The organism is Variovorax sp. 3319, assembly GCF_031456585.1.
In the GTDB taxonomy this organism is placed as follows: Bacteria; Pseudomonadota; Gammaproteobacteria; order Burkholderiales; family Burkholderiaceae_C; genus Variovorax; species Variovorax paradoxus_P.
The window spans coordinates 153,441-173,968 of record NZ_JAVDUZ010000006.1 but is presented as its reverse complement, the minus strand read 5'-3'; the positions used below and the strand labels follow the sequence as shown (position 1 = coordinate 173,968).

The 20,528-nt window shown below is 67.1% G+C and carries 19 protein-coding genes and 1 other RNA gene; 11 read left to right on the top strand and 9 right to left on the bottom strand.

What is annotated here, in order from left to right:
• Positions 1 to 4: 4 nt before the first annotated feature.
• An RNA gene (rnpB, locus tag J2X67_RS14130) (RNase P RNA component class A) lies at positions 5 to 352 on the bottom strand.
• Positions 353 to 454: 102 nt separating this feature from the next.
• Between rnpB and cysK the strand changes: the two genes are divergently transcribed.
• The 5 genes from cysK (at position 455) to J2X67_RS14105 (ending at position 5,081) form a co-directional block, all read left to right on the top strand.
• Entirely contained in the window at positions 455 to 1,375 is a 921-nt protein-coding gene (gene cysK / locus J2X67_RS14125; RefSeq protein ID WP_309953910.1) for a cysteine synthase A, read from the top strand.
• 71 nt (positions 1,376 to 1,446) lie between these two features.
• Entirely contained in the window at positions 1,447 to 3,102 is a 1,656-nt protein-coding gene (locus J2X67_RS14120) for an NAD(P)/FAD-dependent oxidoreductase (protein WP_309953908.1), read from the top strand.
• Positions 3,103 to 3,114: 12 nt separating this feature from the next.
• Positions 3,115 to 3,771 carry a flavin reductase family protein gene (locus tag J2X67_RS14115; protein ID WP_309953906.1) on the top strand — a complete coding sequence of 219 codons (657 nt, stop codon included), beginning with the start codon at positions 3,115 to 3,117 and terminating at the stop codon, positions 3,769 to 3,771.
• A gap of 56 nt (positions 3,772 to 3,827) precedes the next feature.
• Positions 3,828 to 4,631 (top strand): ProQ/FINO family protein, encoded by an 804-nt coding sequence (locus J2X67_RS14110; RefSeq protein WP_309953904.1) that lies wholly within the window; start codon positions 3,828 to 3,830, stop codon positions 4,629 to 4,631.
• A 30-nt stretch (positions 4,632 to 4,661) separates the two neighbouring features.
• Positions 4,662 to 5,081, top strand: a complete 420-nt coding sequence (locus J2X67_RS14105; protein ID WP_309953902.1) for a hypothetical protein — start codon at positions 4,662 to 4,664, stop codon at positions 5,079 to 5,081.
• An 83-nt stretch (positions 5,082 to 5,164) separates the two neighbouring features.
• Here J2X67_RS14105 and htpX read toward each other — a convergent pair whose 3' ends face one another.
• The 5 genes from htpX to J2X67_RS14080 all read right to left on the bottom strand — a co-directional run bounded on the left by htpX (position 5,165) and on the right by J2X67_RS14080 (position 9,545).
• Positions 5,165 to 6,037, bottom strand: a complete 873-nt coding sequence (gene htpX / locus J2X67_RS14100) for a protease HtpX (RefSeq protein WP_309953900.1) — start codon at positions 6,035 to 6,037, stop codon at positions 5,165 to 5,167.
• A 156-nt stretch (positions 6,038 to 6,193) separates the two neighbouring features.
• Entirely contained in the window at positions 6,194 to 6,934 is a 741-nt protein-coding gene (locus tag J2X67_RS14095) for a DUF3025 domain-containing protein (protein ID WP_309953898.1), read from the bottom strand.
• Entirely contained in the window at positions 6,931 to 7,743 is an 813-nt protein-coding gene (locus tag J2X67_RS14090; protein WP_309953897.1) for an NYN domain-containing protein, read from the bottom strand. Before J2X67_RS14090 ends, J2X67_RS14095 begins: the two co-directional genes overlap by 4 nt.
• Positions 7,740 to 8,771 (bottom strand): dihydroorotase, encoded by a 1,032-nt coding sequence (pyrC, locus tag J2X67_RS14085; protein WP_309953895.1) that lies wholly within the window; start codon positions 8,769 to 8,771, stop codon positions 7,740 to 7,742. The genes J2X67_RS14090 and pyrC overlap by 4 nt, the downstream gene beginning before the upstream one ends.
• Positions 8,772 to 8,819: 48 nt before the next feature.
• On the bottom strand, positions 8,820 to 9,545 hold the full coding sequence (locus tag J2X67_RS14080; RefSeq protein ID WP_309953894.1) for a peptidoglycan-binding protein: 726 nt from the start codon (positions 9,543 to 9,545) through the stop codon (positions 8,820 to 8,822).
• Between the two features lie 208 nt (positions 9,546 to 9,753).
• Between J2X67_RS14080 and J2X67_RS14075 the strand changes: the two genes are divergently transcribed.
• From J2X67_RS14075 to J2X67_RS14050, 6 genes are all read left to right on the top strand, one after another.
• Positions 9,754 to 11,412, top strand: a complete 1,659-nt coding sequence (locus tag J2X67_RS14075; RefSeq protein ID WP_309953892.1) for an ABC transporter substrate-binding protein — start codon at positions 9,754 to 9,756, stop codon at positions 11,410 to 11,412.
• A complete protein-coding gene (locus J2X67_RS14070; protein WP_309953890.1) occupies positions 11,412 to 12,365 on the top strand; it encodes an ABC transporter permease in 954 nt (317 codons plus the stop codon). The genes J2X67_RS14075 and J2X67_RS14070 overlap by 1 nt, the downstream gene beginning before the upstream one ends.
• Positions 12,366 to 12,370: 5 nt before the next feature.
• Positions 12,371 to 13,282: an ABC transporter permease gene (locus J2X67_RS14065; protein ID WP_309953889.1), complete on the top strand. Its 912-nt coding sequence runs from the start codon at positions 12,371 to 12,373 to the stop codon at positions 13,280 to 13,282.
• A 328-nt stretch (positions 13,283 to 13,610) separates the two neighbouring features.
• Positions 13,611 to 14,651 (top strand): ABC transporter ATP-binding protein, encoded by a 1,041-nt coding sequence (locus tag J2X67_RS14060; RefSeq protein ID WP_309953888.1) that lies wholly within the window; start codon positions 13,611 to 13,613, stop codon positions 14,649 to 14,651.
• 59 nt (positions 14,652 to 14,710) lie between these two features.
• Positions 14,711 to 15,703: an ABC transporter ATP-binding protein gene (locus J2X67_RS14055; RefSeq protein WP_309954085.1), complete on the top strand. Its 993-nt coding sequence runs from the start codon at positions 14,711 to 14,713 to the stop codon at positions 15,701 to 15,703.
• Between the two features lie 36 nt (positions 15,704 to 15,739).
• Positions 15,740 to 16,921, top strand: a complete 1,182-nt coding sequence (locus J2X67_RS14050) for an amidase (RefSeq protein ID WP_309953887.1) — start codon at positions 15,740 to 15,742, stop codon at positions 16,919 to 16,921.
• Positions 16,922 to 17,015: 94 nt separating this feature from the next.
• Here the strand turns inward: J2X67_RS14050 and J2X67_RS14045 are convergent, their stop codons facing one another.
• The 3 genes from J2X67_RS14045 to J2X67_RS14035 are packed head-to-tail and all read right to left on the bottom strand — an operon-like array spanning position 17,016 to position 20,264.
• Entirely contained in the window at positions 17,016 to 17,534 is a 519-nt protein-coding gene (locus J2X67_RS14045; RefSeq protein WP_309953886.1) for an ureidoglycolate lyase, read from the bottom strand.
• Positions 17,531 to 18,994, bottom strand: coding sequence for a UdgX family uracil-DNA binding protein (locus J2X67_RS14040; RefSeq protein WP_309953884.1), 1,464 nt, complete (start codon positions 18,992 to 18,994; stop codon positions 17,531 to 17,533). Before J2X67_RS14040 ends, J2X67_RS14045 begins: the two co-directional genes overlap by 4 nt.
• A gap of 16 nt (positions 18,995 to 19,010) precedes the next feature.
• Positions 19,011 to 20,264, bottom strand: coding sequence for a putative DNA modification/repair radical SAM protein (locus J2X67_RS14035; protein ID WP_309953882.1), 1,254 nt, complete (start codon positions 20,262 to 20,264; stop codon positions 19,011 to 19,013).
• Positions 20,265 to 20,528: the final 264 nt, after the last annotated feature.

Below are 20,528 nucleotides of genomic sequence, written 5' to 3'. Positions count from 1 at the left end.
AAAAGTGTGAAGCCCGCCGATAAGCCGGATTCTGTGCGTTGGGGTTGCCCCCAACGTGACCGCCATTACTCTGGGCCGTTTGTCGCCAAACGGCTCGATGCCACCTACCCGCCAGCTCAGCGGAACCACCTCGATACTGGCCTACTTGGTGTTGCTGCGCGCAGAGATTGCCCGTTTCACCCGAACTTAATCGGCTCGTCTCTGTTGCTCTGATCCTCACCTCACGGTGGAGAGTCGTTAACTCCTGCGCTGTCCTGTGCAGTCCGGACGTTCCTCCAGTGCGGTCTTTCGACGCGGCGCCTTGCGGCGTCGCCCCTTTCGGGCTTGCACCAGCGGCGGTCTGGCGTGCTTCACGAAGGGAATTATCGCCTCATCCTCTCGCATCCGCAGGCAGCCCGTTTCACAATGGCGCTTCGACCGACCTGCCCTGTCCCATAAAGCCCAAGGAGACCCAATGAAGGCCCAGAACATCCTCCAGACCATCGGCAACACGCCGCACATCCGCATCAACCGCCTGTTCGGCAATGCAAAACAAGAGGTGTGGATCAAGTCCGAGCGCGCCAATCCGGGCGGCTCCATCAAGGACCGCATTGCGCTGGCGATGGTCGAAGACGCCGAGAAATCCGGGGCGCTGAAGCCCGGCGGCACCATCGTGGAGCCGACCTCGGGCAACACCGGCATCGGCCTTGCGATGGTGGCGGCCGTCAAGGGCTACAAGCTGATTCTGGTAATGCCCGACAGCATGTCGATGGAGCGCCGCCGCCTGATGCTGGCCTACGGCGCCACCTTCGACCTGACGCCGCGCGCCGGCGGCATGAAGGCTTCCATCGCCCGCGCCGAAGAAATCGTGGCCGGCACGCCGGGCGCATGGATGCCGCAGCAGTTCAACAACCCCGCCAACATCGAGGTGCATGTGCGCACCACGGCCGAGGAAATTGCTGCCGACTTTCCCGACGGCATCGACGTGATCATCACCGGCGTGGGCACGGGCGGCCACATCACCGGCGTGGCGAAGGTGCTCAAGAAGAAGTGGCCCAAGCTGCAGGTGTTTGCCGTGGAGCCGGTGGCGTCGCCCGTCATCTCCGGCGGCGCGCCTTCGCCGCACCCGATCCAGGGCATTGGCGCGGGCTTCATTCCCAAGAACCTCGATACCTCGCTCCTCGACGGCGTGCTGCAGGTCGATGCCGAGCCGGCCCGCGAAATGGCGCGCCGCTGCGCGGTGGAAGAAGGCATCCTGGTCGGCATTTCTTCCGGCGCCACGCTCGCGGCCATTGCGCAGAAGCTGCCCTCGCTGGCACCCGATGCGGTGGTGCTGGGCTTCAACTACGACACGGGCGAGCGCTATCTCTCGGTCGAAGGCTTTTTGCCAGCCTGAGCAGCTATCTCTTTCATAGCGCCTCGGGCGCGTAAAATCCGCGGTCTGCTTGATAACCACAAGCCACCGTCATGCTGAGAATCTCCGAACTCAAACTCCCGCTCGACCACGCGCCTGAAGCGCTCGTCACCCTGATCGCCCGGACCCTCGACGTCCCGCTCGAAGCGATCGCCTCCCACACCGTCTTCAAGCGCAGCTTCGATGCGCGCAAGATCGACCTGCTCACGGTCTACATCTGCGACGTGCAGCTGGCCGATGCAAAGCTGGAAGCCGCCCTGCTCGCCAGGCACGCCGGCCATCCGCACATACAGCCCGCGCCCGACATGCGCTACACGCCGCCGGCGCATGCGCCCGAGGGTGCGCCCCGGCCGGTGGTGATCGGCTTTGGCCCCTGCGGCATCTTTGCGGCGCTGATGCTCGCAAAGATGGGCTTCAGGCCCATCGTGCTCGAGCGCGGCAAAACAGTGCGCCAGCGCACCCGCGACACCTGGGGCCTGTGGCGCAAGAGCGTGCTCAACCCCGAGTCGAACGTGCAGTTCGGCGAAGGCGGCGCCGGCACTTTTTCGGACGGCAAGCTCTACAGCCAGATCAAGGACCCGCGCTTCCTTGGCCGCAAGGTGATGGAAGAGTTCGTCAAGGCCGGCGCGCCGCCTGAAATCCTTTATGTCGCGCATCCGCACATCGGCACTTTCAAGCTGGTGAAGGTGGTCGAGAACATCCGCGAACAGATCGTGGCGCTGGGCGGCGAGATCCGCTTCGAGCAGCGCGTGACCGATGTGCACATCGAAGACGGCCCCAACGGCAAGCACCTGCGCGGCCTCACGGTGGTCGACCAGGCCACGGGCCAGTCGAGCGAGCTGCGCGCCGACCACGTGGTAATGGCGCTTGGCCACAGTTCGCGCGACACCTTTGCCATGCTGCACGAGCGCGGCGTGCACATCGAGGCCAAGCCCTTTTCCATTGGCTTTCGCGTCGAGCACCCCCAGGGCCTGATCGACCGCGCACGCTGGGGCCGCCATGCGGGCCATCCGCTGCTCGGCGCGGCCGACTACAAGCTGGTGCACCACGCGAGCAATGGCCGCTCGGTCTACAGCTTTTGCATGTGCCCGGGCGGCACGGTGGTTGCGGCCACCAGCGAGCCGGGCCGCGTGGTCACCAACGGCATGAGCCAGTATTCGCGCAACGAGCGCAACGCCAACGCGGGCATCGTGGTGGGCATCGACCCACGCGACTTTCCGGGCTGGACGGCCGAAACCGCGGGTGACGCGCTGGCCGGCATCGCGCTTCAGCGCGAGCTCGAATCGAACGCCTTCGTGCTCGGCGGTGGCGACTACCGCGCGCCTGGCCAGCTGGTGGGCGACTTCATCGCGGGCAAGCCTTCTACTGCGCTCGGCAGCGTGCTGCCTTCGTACAAGCCCGGCGTGACGCCCACCGACCTGCACCAGGCACTGCCGGCCTATGCCATCGAGGCGATGCGCGAGGCCTTTCCCGCCTTCGGCCGCAAGATCAAGGGCTTCGACCTGCACGACGCGGTGCTGACCGGCGTTGAAACGCGCACCTCGTCGCCGATTCGCATCACGCGCGGCGATGATTTTCAAAGCCTCAACGTGCGCGGCCTGTACCCGGCCGGCGAAGGCGCAAGCTACGCGGGCGGCATTCTTTCGGCCGGCGTGGACGGCATCAAGGTGGCCGAAGCGGTGGCTCGCAGCGTCGTCACCGGAGCATAAGGAGCCACAGCCATGTCCAGCATCGACAACACCACCGCCAGCAACGACAGCGAAGACGGCTTCCACTTCTACGAGCCCGCCAAGGGCCATGGCCTGCCGCACGATCCGTTCAATGCAATGGTCGGGCCACGGCCGATCGGATGGATTTCGTCGCAAGACGAGAACGGCGCGCTCAACCTTGCGCCGTACAGCTTTTTCAACGCCTTCAACTACACGCCGCCCATCGTCGGCTTTGCGAGCATCGGCGCCAAGGACAGCCTGCACAACATCCGCCAGACGCGCGAGTTCGGCTGGAACCTGGCCACCCGGCCGCTGGCCGAGCGAATGAACCAGTCGTGCGCGGCCGTGCCGCCCGAGGTGAACGAGTTCGAGCTTGCAGGCCTCACGCCCGTGGCTTCGCGCAACATTGCGGTGCCGCGCGTGGCAGAAAGCCCCGTGTCGTTCGAATGCCGGCTCACGCAACTGCTGCAGCTCGAAGGCGTGGACGGCGTGCCCGTGCCCACCTGGCTCATCCTCGGTGAAGTGGTGGGCGTGCACATTGCACGGCACCTGCTGAAAAACGGCATCTACGACACAGCTGCCGCGCGCCCCATCTTGCGCGGCGGCGGCCCGGCTGATTATTTCGAGATCAGCCCCGACAATCTCTTCAAGATGTTCCGACCGCGCTGAGCGCGAGGGAACATTGCTTTCTTTCTGCCTGCTGCCAACCTGACAAGAACCGACCGATGACCGACACCGCCACGCCTCAAGAAGAAATCCAGGAAGTCCGGCAAACGGAAGCCGAGGGCGCTGCCCAGCAGCCCCGCGCCGAGGGTGCCCGCCCGCCCCGGCAGCCGCGCCAGCCACGGCAGCAGCAACAGCAAAAGCAAAGGGCCGGCAAGCAGGCCGCGCCGCAGCAGCAACAGCCGCAGCGCGCCCGCAAGGTGCACCCCGCGCTCGAAAAGCTGTTCGAGCTTTATCCCGGCATGTTCGGTGCGCGCTTCCTGCCGCTCAAGCTGGGCGTGTTCCAGGACCTGCTCGAAAAGCATCCGGACGATTTCAAGAAAGACGAGCTGAAGGTTGCGCTCGGCCTGCACGCACGCTCCACGCGCTACCTTGAAGCGGTGGCGGCGGGCCTTCCGCGGCACGACCTGGACGGCAACGTGGTTGAACCCGTGGCGCCCGAGCACGTGCACCACGCCATCCTGGAGCTCCACCGCCGCCGCGCGCAGCGCAACCCCGGCGAAGACCTGCGTCCGCAGCTGGTGGCACGCATTGCCCGCGCGGTGGAAGCGTCGGGCCTCGACCGCGAAGCCTATGCGGTGCTGGTGCGCTCGCGCGACGAAGAAACCAACGCCGTGCTCGACGAAGCGCTGGCCGAACTGGGGCGGCAAGCGGCCAAGCGCGAAGCACTGCTGCGCGCCTTCGAGGCCAGCGGACGCGACAGCGAGCAGGCGTTTGCCGAGATGTACGGCATGGACGCCGACGAAGTGGCACGCACGCTTGCACGTGCGCGAACCGAGCGGCAGCCGGCCTCTCCGGCCGCCTGAGCGCCCGGGCCGTTGCCGCCGGAGCCACCCGTGACCGACTTCGCGAGCTTCGTCGCACCGGCGGCCTCTGCGAGCGGCGCGGAGGCGGATGCAATCCGCGAGGCCTCCGCCTGCCTCGATCGCTTCACCGAACGCTTCAATGCCTGCGACACCGCGGGCATGGACGGCGAGCTTCACTTTCCGCATGTGATGCTCTCGGGCGCGCAGCGCCTCGAGTGGCAGGCGCCGGGCAACCACCCGGCCGGCTTTTTCGACAAGCTCAAGGCTTCGGGATGGCGCCGCACGCGGTACCAGTCGAAGGAAGCCGTGCTGGCCAGCGCCGACAAGGTGCATTTCGTCGTCACCTACACGCGTGAAGACGAGGCCGGCATGGTGCTGAGCACGCACCGCAATCTCTGGATAGCCACCCGCGTTGCGGGGCGCTGGGGCATTTCTCTGCGCTCGTACTAGTCACGAACAGCTTCAGTGCAATAAAAAAGCCGCCACGGCAACCGTGGCGGCTTTTTTTGTCAGCGCGAATTCAGCGCGAAAGATCAGCGCGAGTTCTGCAGCGCCGCAATGCGCTCTTCGATTGGCGGATGCGTGGCAAACAGCTTGCCGATGCTGCCCGTGATGCCCATGGCTTCGACCGCCTTGGGCAGTTCGCCGGCCGGCAGGCCGCCCAGGCGGGCGAGCGCGTTCATCATCGGCTGGCGGTTGCCCATGAGCGCAGCGGCGCCGGCGTCGGCGCGGAACTCGCGCTGCCGCGAGAACCAGGCCACGACGATGGCAGCCGCAAAGCCCAGCACGATGTCCAGAACGATGGTGCTCACGTAATAGCCGATGCCGGGGCCCGACGAGCGGTCGTCGCCGCGGCGCAAGAAGCTGTCGACCGCATAGCCGATCACACGCGAGAGGAACACGACGAAGGTGTTCATCACGCCCTGGATCAGCGTCATCGTCACCATGTCGCCGTTGGCGATGTGCGCCACCTCGTGGCCGATGACTGCCTCGACCTCTTCGCGCGTCATGTTCTGCAAGAGGCCGGTGGACACCGCCACCAGCGACGAGTTCTTGAACGCGCCGGTGGCAAAGGCATTGGGCTCGCCCTCGAAGATGCCGACCTCGGGCATGCCGATGCCGGCCTTGTCGGCAAACTTGCGCACGGTGCCGACAATCCAGGCCTCATCGGGCGACTGGGGGTTGTCGATCATGCGGATGCCGGTGGTCCACTTGGCCATCGGCTTGCTGATCAGCAGCGAAATGATCGCGCCGCCAAAGCCCATGATCAGCGCAAAGCCGAGCAATGCTGTCAGGTTCAGCCCGTTGGCCGTCAGAAAGCGGTTGACGCCGAGCAGGCTGGCGACGATGCCCAGCACTGCAACGACCATCACATTGGTCAAAACGAACAGAAGGATACGTTTCAAGTTGGATTCTCCATGGGGGAACGCTGCCGCACAGATGAGGGCCGGATGGTCCTCTTCAAGCCGTGCAACGACTGGCCCCCTTCCGTTGTTGTCTTTTGGTTCTGAAGGCGGCCGGCACGGCGGCTTGCGGGTAGAGCGATGATAGGAGCAAAAGTTCTACCGCCGGGGGCGGAAGACCTTCGCGTCGTTGTAGAAATCTGGCGACTCGTTTTCCGGCCACCAGCCGGGTACGCCCAGCACCGGCAGCGGGACGAAGGGTTTTTGCACCAGGTAATCCGCGTCGAGGCTGCGTGCCAGTGCACGGTCGTCCAGCACTGACAGGCCGTCCGCACCTGGCGGAGGCAGCAGCACATGGGCGGTGACTGCCTTGCGCGGAGCGGTGAGCTTCTCGAGCAGCGCATGGCCGAACACGAGCAGGCGGGCTTCGGCCCACAGCGGGCGCTCCGTCACGAAAAGCGTGTGCCAGTCGCGCGCGGCCAGCGCCTTCCACAACGCCTCCGGTGCATCGAGCACCGCGCCGTTCTCGTCGAAGAGCGTGAGCGCATCGCGCAGCGGGCCGCGCGTGGACGCGATGCCCCTGCGGGCGATCTCCGCGGCTTGCAGCTCGTTGAGGCGGCGCTTGCTTTGCGGGTAGGCAAGCCAGACAAGACCGTTGAAGAAGTCGTGCAGGTTGTCGCGGGTGGGTACGGTGCGGGTCTGGAAGATATGCGCTTCGTAGGCTTGACCCGCGGGAAGATCGAACTGCGGCACAAACCTGGGCGAGGCGCCCGGCACCGCGCCGTGCTGCAGCGCTGCTGCGACCGATGTGGTGCGAAGTGCAGCCTGGGCCGCCGGCTCGCCGATGGCGCGATAAGGCGCAAGCCAGGGCTGCGCCCAGTCGATCGCCGCCAGGCTCAAGGCGCGTGAGCCCCTGTCCAACGGATGCGGTCTGGATGCTGCAGCACGGTGAACTCCGCCGGGAGCTTGTCGAACAGCTTGAGTGAGCTGCCGTGCTTGCCGAGCAGCCCGGCTGCGCGCAAGGCCTGGGCCACGTCGTTAAGTGGCACGTCGGCACCGCTTCGCAGCGCGGGCGCCGCCTGCAGGATGAACTCGGCAGCCTCGGAAGGCGGTTGCGCCTGTGCTGCCTTCGCTGCCTTGGCGGTCTTTCGGGCCGGTGCCTTGGCCGCGGTCTTGCGGGCCGGCGCGGCCGCGCTCTTCTTCTCGGTCTTGGCGGATACCCGCTTGGCAGCTACCTTGGCCGCAGCCTTCTTCGCCGGCGCGGCGCGCGGTGCCACCGGCGCACCATGGTGACGCAGGTCGGTGAACTCGTCATAGACCATCACCGTCTCGTCGCCGGTCTTGCCTTGCTGCCCGAGTCCGCACACGCGGCAGCCCTTTTCTCGCAGGCGGATCACGAGCGGCGCAAAGTCGGAATCCGAAGAGACCAAAACCACCACATCGGGGCGCTCGGCCATGACAAGGTCGATGGCATCCACGGCAAGCGCGATGTCGGTGCTGTTCTTGCCAGCCGAAATATTGACCATCGGCCGCACCGACAGCCGCTTGAACAGTGCCTGCTGCTTGAGCGCGGTTTCGGCGTTGCAGTAGGCACGGCGCACATGAACCGCGCCGTACTCCGACATGGTTCGCTGCACGGCCTGCTCGATCACGTCGGCCGAAACGTTGTCGGCATCGATCAGCAGCATCACGCGCAGCGTGGGCGTCATGCGAGTCTCCAGGCCACGGCCTCACCGCCGCGCAGCGGCTTGAGCGTGGCGTCGCCGTAAGGCACCGTCTCGGGCACGGTCCAGCTTTCGCGCTTCAGCGTGATGGTGCCGCTGTTGCGCGGCAGGCCGTAGAAGTCGGGGCCGTGAAAGCTTGCAAAGCCTTCGAGCTTGTCGAGCGCGTTCACGCTGTCGAAGGCCTCGGCATAGAGTTCGATGGCGGTGAGGGCGGTGTAGCAACCGGCGCAGCCGAGCGCATGCTCCTTCAGGTGCGCCGGGTGCGGCGCGCTGTCGGTGCCCAGAAAGAAGCGGTCGCTGCCGCTTGTAGCCGCTTCGACCAGCGCCACGCGGTGCGTCTCGCGCTTGAGCACGGGCAGGCAGTAGTAGTGCGGGCGAATGCCGCCGGTGAAGATGGCGTTGCGGTTGTACAGCAGGTGGTGCGCCGTGATGGTGGCAGCCGTGAAGCGGCCTGCGTCGCGCACGTAGTGAGCGCCCTCTTTCGTGGTGAGGTGCTCGAACACCACCTTGAGCTCCGGAAAGTCACGGCGCAGCGGAATCATCACGCGGTCGATGAAGACGGCTTCGCGGTCGAACAGGTCGATGGCGGGGTCGGTCACTTCGCCGTGCACGAGCAGCAGCAGGCCGTGCTTCTGCATGGCTTCGAGCGTCTTGTAGGTGTGGCGGATGTCGGTCACCCCGGCATCGCTGTTGGTGGTGGCGCCGGCCGGGTAGAGCTTGAGCGCGCGCACGCCAGCCTGGGCCGCCAGGGCAATTTCTTCGGGCGGCAGCTTGTCGGTCAGGTAGAGCGACATCACGGGCTCGAAGGCCGTGTCTTCGGGCACCGCGGCGCGAATGCGGTCGCGGTAGGCCGCGGCCTGCGCTGCGGTGGTTACGGGCGGGCGCAGGTTGGGCATGATCAGCGCGCGGCCGAACTGGCGGGCACTGTGCGGCACCACGGCTTCGAGCGCGGCGCCGTCGCGCACGTGCAGATGCCAGTCGTCCGGGCGGGTGATGGTGAGGGTGTCTGTCATGGGAGGGCAATTGTCGCATCGCCCTCCTGCGTGGTGCCCCTGGCCGGGCTAGCGCTGGAACACGCGGTAGGTGCGGGTGGGCACTTCCTGGATCCACTTGAAATAGCCGACCGAATAGCGCGCGCCGATGTTGGGCGGCCACGGATCGAAGATGCGCAAGGTGGTGCCGCGGCCGCTCGGGTCGTTGTCGCCGCGAATGCCCGCAACGACGATCATGTGGCCGGGGCTGCCGAAGCCTTCGGCGTACTCGCCCGACTTCCACAGCATGTCGAACATCAGCGCGCCGCTTCGCAGTGCATCGCGCAGCGCGCTGACCGGCCAGGACATCGGCGGCCGCACCGTGAGCCCGTGCGCGGAGGCATAGCGCTGGCCGCTGGTCATGGCGTCGTTGGTGTCGGACGAATTGCGCAGCCCGCCGCCGGGCGCTATCAGGTCGGGCGGCGTGCGCGCCAGCACCGCGGGCACGCTGGTGCGCGTGATCATCGCGGTGCTCGCCGCCCAGCACTGCGTGGGCGTAGGCTGCGGGATCAGGCTGATCGGGTGGAGGATGGGCGCATTGCCTTCGGTGTCGAAGGCCACGTTCTGCGTGCACGGCCCCGCCTCGCCGTCTTCCACCAGCCAGTTCTCGGCCTGCAGCCGGAGCACGGCGGCGCGCGTGCGCGAGCCGAACTGGCCGTCGGGCACCAGGCCGGGGCTGGGACGCAGTTTGCTGTTCAGGGCCTCTTGCAGCTGGCGAACCTGCGGGCCGATCGAGCCTTGTCTGAGTACGGTCATCGTCTGCTTTCGAACGTGGAACGTGAAGTACGAACGGATGCATTGTGAAAACCGGGCCCGGCCGCGTCCATTCGCCGGATGGCCTAGCCGGTACGGCGTGCGGCCGAACACGCCCCGTCCCGAGGAAAGCGTGGAAACCAATGGCTGGCACACGTCGTGCTTCATCACCGGTTCGACACCTTTTGCCTTTCATCCCTAGGAGTTCCATGTGAAGCGTGCTGTTCCTGCCTCGATCCTGAAACCCCTGGCCGCCTGCGCGGCAATGGCCACCCTGGCCTTGGCAACGCCGGCCCTGGCCCAGGAAAAAACGCTGCGCATCGCCATGACCGCGGCAGACATTCCGCGCACGCTGGGCCAGCCCGACCAGGGCTTCGAGGGCAACCGCTTCACAGGCATTCCCATCTACGACTCGCTCACGCAGTGGGACTTGTCGAAGGCCGATGCGCCGAGCGTGCTGATCGCCGGCCTTGCCACCTCATGGGCCGTCGACGCCAAGGACAAGACCAAGTGGGTCTTCAAGCTGCGGCCCGGCGTCAAGTTTCATGACGGCTCGGCCTTCAATGCCGACGCCGTGGTGTGGAACGTGCAGAAGGTGCTCGACAAGGACGCCCCGCAGTTCGACCCGAGCCAGGTGGGTGTGACCGCATCGCGCATGCCGACGCTGCGCACCGCGCGCAAGGTCGACGACATGACGGTCGAGCTCACCACCAGCGAGCCCGATGCATTCCTGCCGATCAACCTGACGAACCTGTTCATGGCCTCGCCCGCGCAGTGGCAAAAGAAGTTCGACGCCGCGGCCGGCGCCACGCCCGCGGACAAGGCCAAGGCCGCATGGACCGCCTTTGCCGCCGACCCCGCGGGCTCGGGCCCGTTCAAGGTCACGCGCTTCGTGGCGCGCGAGCGGCTGGAGCTGGCTGCCAACAAGGCCTATTGGGATGCCAAGCGCGTGCCGAAGATCGACAAGGTGGTGATGCTGCCCATGCCCGAAGCCAACGCGCGCACCGCCGCGCTGCTGGGCGGCCAGGTCGACTGGATCGAAGCCCCCGCGCCCGACGCCATGCCGCAGATCACGCAGCGCGGATTCAAGATCTATTCGAACGCGCAGCCGCATGTGTGGCCGTGGCAACTGTCTTTCGCCGAAGGGTCGCCATGGCTCGACAAGCGCGTGCGCCAGGCCGCCAACCTGTGCATCGACCGCGGCGGCATGAAGCAGCTGCTCGGCGGCATGATGGCCGAGCCCAAGGGCACCGTGCCGCCCGGTCATCCGTGGTGGGGCAACCCCAAGTTCGACATCAAGTACGACGTAAAGGCCGCGCAGGCGCTGATGACGCAGGCCGGCTACTCGGCGGCCAAGCCGATCAAGGTGAAGGTGCAGATCTCGGCCTCGGGCTCGGGCCAGATGCAGCCGCTGCCCATGAACGAGTTTGCGCAGCAGTCGCTCAAGCAATGCTTCTTCGACGTGGAGTTCGACGTGATCGAATGGAACACGCTCTTCACCAACTGGCGCAAGGGCGTGAAAGATCCGTCTGCCAACGGCGCCAACGCCACCAACGTGAGCTTCGCGGCCATGGACCCGTTCTTTGCCATGGTGCGCTTCGTAAGCACCAAGACCTTTCCGCCGGTGTCCAACAACTGGGGCTACTACGGCAATGCCGAGGTCGACAAGCTCGTAGCCGATGCTCGCACCAGCTTCGACGACAAGGCGCGCGACGCCGCACTGGCCAAGCTGCACGCGCACATCGTGGACGACGCGCCTTTCGTCTGGATTGCGCATGACGTCGGCCCGCGCGCCCTGTCGGCCAAGGTAAAGAACGTGGTGCAGCCCAAGAGCTGGTTCATCGACATCGCAACCATGACGATGGACTGATGCTGGCCTACCTTCTGCGCCGCGTGGTCTACGCCGTGCCGATCATGATCGGCGTGGCGCTGGTGTGCTTTCTGCTGGTGCACATCGCGCCCGGCGATCCGCTGGTGTCGATTCTTCCTCCCGATGCCTCGGCCGACCTGCAGGCGCAGCTGCGCGAGCTGTACGGCTTCAACCGTTCGCTGCCCGAGCAGTTCGCAATGTGGATATGGCGCGCGCTGCATGGCGACTTGGGCGTTTCGATTGCGAGCAACCGGGCGGTGGCGGGCGAGGTGTTCACTGCCGTGGGCAACACGCTGCGGCTGGCCGTGGTGGCAACGTTCATCGGCTTTGTGCTGGGCTGCCTGTTCGGCTTTGTGGCGGGCTACTTCCGCAACTCGTGGATCGACCGCTTCGCCTCGATGCTGTCGGTGCTGGGCGTGAGCGTGCCGCACTACTGGCTGGGCATGGTGATGGTGATCGTTTTCTCGTCGCAGCTCATGTGGCTGCCCGCCACGGGCGCGGGCCCGGGCGGTTCGAGCGACTGGGCGTGGGACTGGGAGCACGTGCAGTTTCTGCTGCTGCCCGCGCTCACCATGTCGGTGATTCCCATGGGCATCATCGCGCGCACGGTGCGCGCGCTGGTGGCCGACATCCTGGAGCAGGAATTCATCGTCGGGCTGCGCGCCAAGGGCCTCACGCACTTCGGCGTGTTCCGCCATATGGTGAAGAACGCGGCGCCCACGGCGCTGGCAGTGATGGGCCTGCAGCTGGGCTACCTGCTCGGCGGCTCGATATTGATCGAAACGGTGTTCTCCTGGCCGGGCACCGGCTTTCTATTGAACTCCGCCATCTTCCAGCGCGACTTGCCCCTGCTGCAGGGAACCATCCTGGTGCTGGCGCTGTTCTTCGTGTTGCTGAACCTGCTGGTCGACGTGCTGCAAACCATGCTCGACCCGCGGATTGCGCGGGCCTGACCACCATGAGCGCACTCCCCATCCCCTCCCCGGCTGCTGCAACAGCCGCCGATGTAAAACCGCTGCCGATGCAGCGTTCGCGCGGCTACTGGACTTCGGCCCTGCTGCGCTTCACGCGCGATCCGGTCGCCATGGGCGCCGCCTTCATGGTGCTGCTGCTCATAGGCCTGGCCGTATTCGGCCCCTGGCTCGCGCCGGCAGACCCTTACGCATCGTCGATGCTCAAGCGGCTAAAACCCATCGGCACCGAAGGCCTGCCGCTCGGCAGCGACGAGCTGGGCCGCGACATGCTGTCGCGCCTGATCGTCGGCGCGCGGCTGTCGCTGTTCATCGGCATCACGCCGGTGATCTGCGCCTTCGTGCTCGGCACGGTGATCGGCATCGTTGCAGGTTACGCAGGCGGCTTTACCAACACGCTGATCATGCGCACCATCGACGTGTTCTACGCCTTCCCGTCGGTGCTGCTGGCCATTGCGCTCTCGGGCACGCTGGGTGCGGGCGTGGTCAACTCGCTGATCTCGCTCACCATCGTGTTCATTCCGCAGATTGCGCGCGTGGCCGAAAGCGTGACCACGCAGGTGCGCACGCGCGACTACGTGGAGGCCGCGCGCGCCTCGGGCGCCAACCCGTTCACCATCGTGCGGGTGCATGTGCTGGGCAACGTGCTCGGGCCTATCTTTGTGTACGCGACAAGCCTGATCGCGGTGTCGATGATCCTGGCCTCGGGCCTGTCGTTCCTGGGCCTGGGCGTAAAGCCGCCGGAGCCGGAGTGGGGGCTGATGCTCAACACGCTGCGCACCGCGATCTATGTGCAACCATGGGTTGCCGCATTGCCCGGCGCGATGATCTTCATCACTTCGATCTCTTTCAATCTTCTGTCCGATGGATTGCGGTCGGCGATGGACAACAAGGGATGAAGATGAGCGCTTTTTTTGTTCGCCGCGGTGGGGAGCGTTCGGGGTGCTCACCCGCCGACGGGGTACCTTTCTCCGCGAATGTCCCCCGGCCTGCGGCCTCCTCCTTTATTTCGCTGCGCAAGGCACCCCGCCAGCGGGTGCGTTGTACAGAGCGGTCGTTGATCGTCGGAACACCAGCAGCGCGCCCCAGTGCACAGGGCATCGGGTGCTCCCCGCAGCGAAATAAAGGAGGAGCCGAAGGCGGGGGACATTCGCGGAGGGGAGTACCCGGTGGCCTGTGCACAAGCCCTGAACAGCATCGCCCAGAACAAGAGCAACAAAGGACAACATGGACGCACTAAAAGACATAGGCGGCCCCGCACAACCGCTGCTCACTATCACAGGCCTGGTCAAGCACTTTCCGCTCAAGAAAGACCCTCTAGGCCGTGGCGGCGGTGTGGTGCGTGCAGTAGACGGCGTCGATTTCGAAGTGCTGAAAGGTGAAACGCTCGGCGTCGTCGGCGAGTCGGGCTGCGGCAAGTCGACAACCGCCCGGCTGCTCATGCAGCTGATTGCACCGACCCGGGGCGAGGTGATTTTTGACGGCCGTGAAGTCGGCGGCCGCGAACTTCCGCTCAAGGAGTTTCGGCGCCAGGTGCAGATGGTCTTTCAAGACAGCTATGCCTCGCTCAACCCGCGCCTCACCATCGAAGACTCGGTCGCCTTCGGACCGCAAGTGCATGGCGTGAGCCGGCGCGAATCTGTGGCGCGTGCGCGCGACCTGCTTGCGCGCGTGGGCCTGGAGCCGCAGCGCTTTGCCGAACGGTATCCGCATGAGCTTTCGGGCGGACAGCGCCAGCGCGTCAACATTGCGCGTGCGCTTGCGCTGCAGCCGCGCATGGTGATTCTGGACGAGGCCGTGTCGGCGCTAGACAAGTCGGTGGAAGCGCAAGTCATCAACCTGCTGCTCGACCTCAAGGCCGAGTTCGGCCTCACCTATCTTTTCATCAGCCATGACCTCAACGTGGTGCGCTACGTGAGCGACCGCGTCATGGTCATGTACCTTGGCCAGGTGGCCGAGATCGGCCCGGCCGACGCGCTCTACGATGCGCCCGCGCACCCCTATACCCGCGCCCTGCTCTCGTCGATGCCTTCGATGGACCCCGACAACCGCACCGAAGAAGCCGCGCTGGCCGGCGACCCGCCGAACCCCATCAACCCGCCCTCGGGCTGCCGCTTTCATCCGCGCTGCGCGATGGCCGCACCGGTGTGCAGCCGGGTGGCTCCAGAGCCCGTGGCCATGGGGTCGCGGCATGCGGCGAGCTGCCTGGTTCTCGAGCCTGGCAGTGGACACCCGATGGCACAACCGCCCATGAGGCAGGCAGCATGAGCAGCAGCAGCGGCAACAACAGGGGCAACAACGGCAACGTCAATCCCGCCGGCGAGCCGATGGTCCGCCTGCGCGACCTGAGCGTTACCTTCAGCGGCGGCCGCAAGCCCGTGCATGCGGTCAGCGGGGTGAGCCTCGAAGTGCAGCGCGGCGAAGTGGTCGCGCTGATCGGCGAATCGGGTTCCGGCAAGAGCGTGACGATGCGCACGCTGCTGCGCCTGCACCCCGAGCGCCGAACGCGCATGGGCGGACAGGTGCAGGTGGCGGGGCGCGACGTGCTTGCGATGCCCGCGCGCGAGCTCGACGATTTTCGCGGCAAGGTTGCCTCGATGATTTTCCAGGAGCCGCTGCTCGCACTCGATCCGGTGTATTCGGTCGGCGCGCAAATCGTCGAATCGATCCGCCGGCACGAGAAGAAAGTGACGGCGGCCGAGGCGCACCAACGCGCGCTCGCGCTGTTCGAGCGCGTGCGCATTCCCAGCCCCGAGCGACGCCTGGCGGCCTACCCGCACGAGATGTCTGGCGGCATGCGCCAGCGCGCGATGATTGCGCTGGCGCTGGCCTGCAAGCCGCAGCTGCTGCTGGCCGACGAGCCGACCACCGCGCTCGACGCCACGGTGCAAATCCAGATCCTGCTTCTGCTGCGCGAGCTGCAGCGCGACCTGGGCCTGTCGGTGATCTTCGTCACGCACGACATCGGCGCCGCTGTCGAGGTGGCCGACCGCATCGCCGTGATGTATGCCGGCCGCATCGTCGAGGAAGGCACCGCGCGCGAACTGATCCGATCGCCGCGCCATCCCTACACCATTGCATTGCTCAAGAGCCGCGCGCACGGCGCACTGGCGCGCGGCACGCGGCTGGAGACCATTGGCGGCGCGCCGCCCGATCTTTCGGCACTGCCGCCGGGCTGCGCCTTTGCCGAACGCTGCGCGCTCGCAACCGACGCCTGCCGCGCAGCGCAACCACCGCTGGTCGAGCTGGCGCCTGGCCACCGCGCGCGCTGCCTCCACACCGCTGCCGCTGCGGCCCTCGCGCCCACGCTGGCAGCCTGACTGCGCACTTCGCACCCACATATCGACCTACGCACCATGCCCTTGCACGATCCCGCCCACGCCTTCGTTCCGTACCCCGACGCGCCAGTGCCGCATGCCCCTACCGGCCCGCTGGCCGACCTGAGCTTTGCGGCCAAAGACCTGTTCGACGTGGCCGGCTACCCCACCGGGGGCGGCAACCCGATCGTGCTGGCGATGTCGGGCATAAAGACGCGCACCGCGCCCACCGTGCAAAAGCTGCTCGATGCGGGCGCGCGCTTTACGGGCAAGACGGTGACCGACGAACTCGCGTTCTCGATGAACGGCAACAACGCGCATTTCGGTGCGCCCATCAATGGCGCCGCCAAGGACCGCATCACGGGCGGCTCGTCGTCGGGCTCGGCCTCGGCGGTGTCGTCCGGCCTTTGCGACTTTGCGCTCGGCACCGACACGGGCGGCTCGGTGCGCGCGCCGGCCAACCACTGCGGCCTGTACGGCCTGCGGCCGACGCATGGCCGCGTAAGCCTGGAAGGTGCGCTCGACCTAGCGCCGAGCTTCGACACCTGCGGCTGGTTCGCGCGCGACATCGGCACCTTTGCGCGCGTGGCCGATGTGCTGCTGGGCGCCGACGCGCCGGCCCTGCCCGAACGCGTTCGCCTGCTGGGCCCCGACGACGTGTGGGCCCTGGCCGCGCCCGCCGCCACGAAGGCGCTGCAAGGCGTGGTAGACCGCGTGCAGGGCCTGCTCGGACCGGCGCAGGGCACGGCAGTGGCAATGGAATCGTTCGACGCGATGTACTGGAACTTTCGCTACCTGCAGTCGCGCGAAGCCTGGCTCACCGACGGCCCGCTGATCGAACGCTACGCACCGCCGCTGGGCCCCGGCGTGGCCGAGCGCTTTGCGTGGTCGCGTGAAGTGACCGACGCGCAGGTAACGGCCGCGCGTGTCTTCCGCACCGCTTTTCGCGCGCATCTGGCCGCGCTGCTGGGCACGGACGGCGTGCTGCTGATGCCCACCATGCCCGACATTGCGCCGCTTCGCAGCGAGAGCGAGGCCGGGCTGGAGGACTACCGCAACCGCGCGATACAGATGCTGTGCATTGCGGGGCTCAGCGGCTTTCCGCAGCTTTCGATGCCGCTCGCGCGGCGCGATGGTGCGCCGCTCGGCCTGTCGCTGCTGGGGCCGGCCGGCTCCGACCGTTCATTGATCCGGCTGGCCGAAAGCATTGCCGCCGGCTGACGCCCGCCGGGTGCAGGTGCGGAAGTATTTCGAGGTTCCCCTCGACATCATCGAAGACCACGAGGCGTTGGCGGCGCTGGCCAGGCAAACGCGCCTAGCCCTTCCAGTCGACAACCGCCGGCGCGGCGAGCGCGCAAAGATCGCAATCGACCGCTTCTCCGGCGCGCTCGATCACAACGAAGTCTCCCGCATCCACCGCCAGCAGCGCGTGGTGCCAGGTGCCGGGCGCGAGCACCACGCCCTGCCGGCCGTCGGTGACGAAGGCGGCCAGGCCTCCCGCAGAGGCCGGCGCTTCGCCTGCGCGAGCGACCACGATCACAAAGCGCCGCTCGCCCAACGGCACGAAGGTCTGGCTGCCGAGCGCATGGCGTTCCATCTCTGCCACGCCGTGCGGAAAGCTGCGCGCCTCGGCGCGGAACAGCGCGAGCATCGCGCGGCCGCCCGCAGCATCGAGCTGCAGGTTGTCGAGCAGGTCGAAGCGCCTTGCGTTGCCGCCGTTAATGGCGCGGCCTCCGGCATCGGGTGCCTCGATCACGGTGCCAAAGGGCGCAAAGGCATGCGGCGTGAGTGGCGCGACGCTCAAAGGGGCGCAGGCTGATGCTGGTTCTTTCATGCCGGGACTGCAGCAGAAAGCGTGCCGCGCGCCATCGCAAGGTCGGCAAGCCAGCGCTCGAAGGCTTCGGCGCGCTCCATGTCGGGCAGGCGCAGCAGGGCCGACGGGTGCAGGGTGACGAACACAGCCCGGCCATCGCCGCGCTCGTGCAGCCACGCACCGCGCTCGGCCTGCACCGCCACCGGGCGGCCCAGCAGGGTGCGCGCGGCGGTGGCGCCAAGCGCTACCAGCGCCTGCGGACGCACCAGCGAAATCTCGCTGTCCAGCCAATGGGCGCAGGCTTCGGCCTCGCGCTGGCCTGCGGTCTTGTGGATGCGGCGCTTGCCGCGCAGCTCGTACTTGAAGTGCTTGACGGCGTTGGCCAGGTACACGGTGTCGCGCGCCCAGCCCAGTTGCGCCATGGCGCGGTCGAGCAGTTGGCCCGCGGGTCCGACGAAGGGACGGCCGGCCAGGTCTTCCTGGTCGCCCGGTTGCTCGCCGACCAGCATGTGCGTTGCGCCGAGCGGGCCTTCGCCGCACACGGCCTGCGTTGCAAGCGCGCCGATGGGGCAGTCGCGGCAGGCATGCGCCGCGGCGCGCAATTCACCAAGGTTGGCGGGTTCCACGCCCGCCGCCGGCCGCAGGTGCAGCGCAATGGGCGCGCGGATGCGGCGCGGCGCGGTGGGCGGCGCCTCGATCATCGATTGGCTGCGCGCGGCAGCGGCCTGGGCCAGCGGCTGGATGAGCGCGGCCTCGGGCAGGTTGTGCCAGTAGCGGCGCGGCATTTCGCGCCGCATCATCGCGAGCTTGAGCCGCGCCGGGTTGAAGATGTGTTCGTAGTAGGTCAGCCAGAGCTGCTCGCCGGCATCGGGCGGCGGCTTCTCGCGCCGGTCGGCGCCATCGCGGAAGGCCAGCGCATGGCCGTTCCATTCCACACAACGCTCGGGCGTGAGGATGGCCCAGCGCATCTGCGCGAAGCGGCGCGCAAAAAAAGGTGCATTGGCTTCGACGATGCGGTGCTCGGGCTCGAACCACGCCACGTGGCGTTCCAGGCCGTCGTCGCCCGTCACGCGGGTAAAGCGCACGAAGGCGCGCATCTTGTGGATGTCGCGGTGCACGGCCTTGGCCATCCGCCGGGCCTGCATCAGGTCGGCGTCGAGCGGGTCATGCCGCAAGGCGGGCTCGTGCGAAAGGCGCCACAGCAGCCGGTACAAGAGCGCAAGGCGCTGCGCGTCGCGGTGCAGGATGACGTCGCCGCACAGTTCGACGAACCATGCGGGCACGGGCTGGTGCTGTGCGGCGGAGGCAAGCGCTGCTTGCGGCGCGGCATCGCCCGCTGCGCCAAAAAGATCGGCGGCATCGCCTTCGGCCTGCGCTGCGTTCCATTCGACGCGGTCCGGCGGCACGCCAGCTGCGAGCAGCTGCCGCGCATGGCGGCGAAAGGCGTCGAGATCGACCGGGTCGTCGAGCCGCACATGCATGGCGATTGCCCTGGGCTCAGAACAGCGAGGCTTGCGCCGCAAGCTGCGGTGCCGGCGAAGGCATGGGCGCCCCGCGCGATGGCCGGTGTCCGTCGGCCACCACAAAAGGCAGCACCTTGCGCGCCGGCACATGCAGCCGCCGGAGGTCGTCCGCGCGCACCCGGCGCACGCGCCGCGCCTGCAGCAGCCGTTCGACGGCTTTCACGCCGAGCCCCGGCACGCGCAACAGCATTTCGCGCGGCGCATGGTTCAGGTCGACCGGAAAACGGTCGGCATGCGCAAGCGCCCAGGCCATCTTGGGATCGACGTCGAGCCGCAGCAGGCCGTCGGGCTCGGCCACGATTTCCTGGTGCCCGAAGCCGTAGAAGCGCATGAGCCAGTCGGCCTGGTAGAGCCGGTGCTCGCGCATCAGCGGCGGCGCCACCAGCGGCAGCGCGCGGGCGGCGTCGGGTATGGGGCTGAAGGCGGAGTAGTACACGCGCTTGAGCTTGTAGGCGCCGTAGAGCGTGGCACTCGAGGCAAGGATCTGCCGGTCGTCGGTGGCATCGGCGCCCACGATCATCTGCGTGCTCTGGCCCGCGGGCGCAAAGGGCGGCGGCTTTGCGGCAGTGGGCGACGCGCCGGGCAGCGCGCGAATGGGCACCACGCGGCGCGCTTCTTCGCGCGTGTCGTCGATGCGCAGGCGCAGCCGCGCCATCGACCGGCGAATGGCGCTTTCGTCCTTCTCGGGGGCGAGCGCCTGCAGGCCCTCGCTGGTCGGCATTTCGACGTTGATGCTCAGGCGGTCGGCATAGCGGCCGGCACGCGCGATGAGCTCGTCGCTTGCGTCGGGGATGGTCTTCAGGTGGATGTAGCCGCGAAAGTCGTGCTCTTCGCGCAGCGTGCGCGCCACCTCGACCACCTGCTCCATCGTGTGGTCCGGCGACTTGATGATGCCGCTGGACAGGAACAGGCCCTCTATGCAGTTGCGGCGATAGAAGTCGAGCGTGAGCTGCACCACCTCGTCGACGCGAAAGCGCGCACGCGGCACGTTGCTCGATGCGCGGTTGACGCAGTAGAGGCAGTCGTACTGGCAGTGGTTGGTGAGCAGCACCTTCAGCAGCGAGATGCAGCGCCCGTCCGGCGCGAAGCTGTGGCAGATGCCGGCGCCCTCCGTCGAGCCGATGCCGCGGCCGCCGAGCGAGTCGCGCGGCTGCGAGCCGCTGGACGCACACGAGGCGTCGTACTTGGCGGCGTCCGCAAGGATGGCGAGTTTGCGCTGGAGGTCCACGTCAGGTCTGGTCTCGAATACTGGATAAATATACAGTTATTGCAGAGCGCCGTCAGCCAATGCCCGTGCGGATTTCCAGACTACCCAGGCGGGCACTGGCTGGTTTTCCAGCCCGAGCTGCACGGGAAAACCATGAGCTTTTCGAAGTAACTCCTTTGAATTCAATGGCTTACGCGCGGCGACGGCCATGGCACATCGGTTGCTATCTCTGTTGCACACCCGACAGAGGATGGAGACACGCATGACCGACCAGCCGACGCCCGC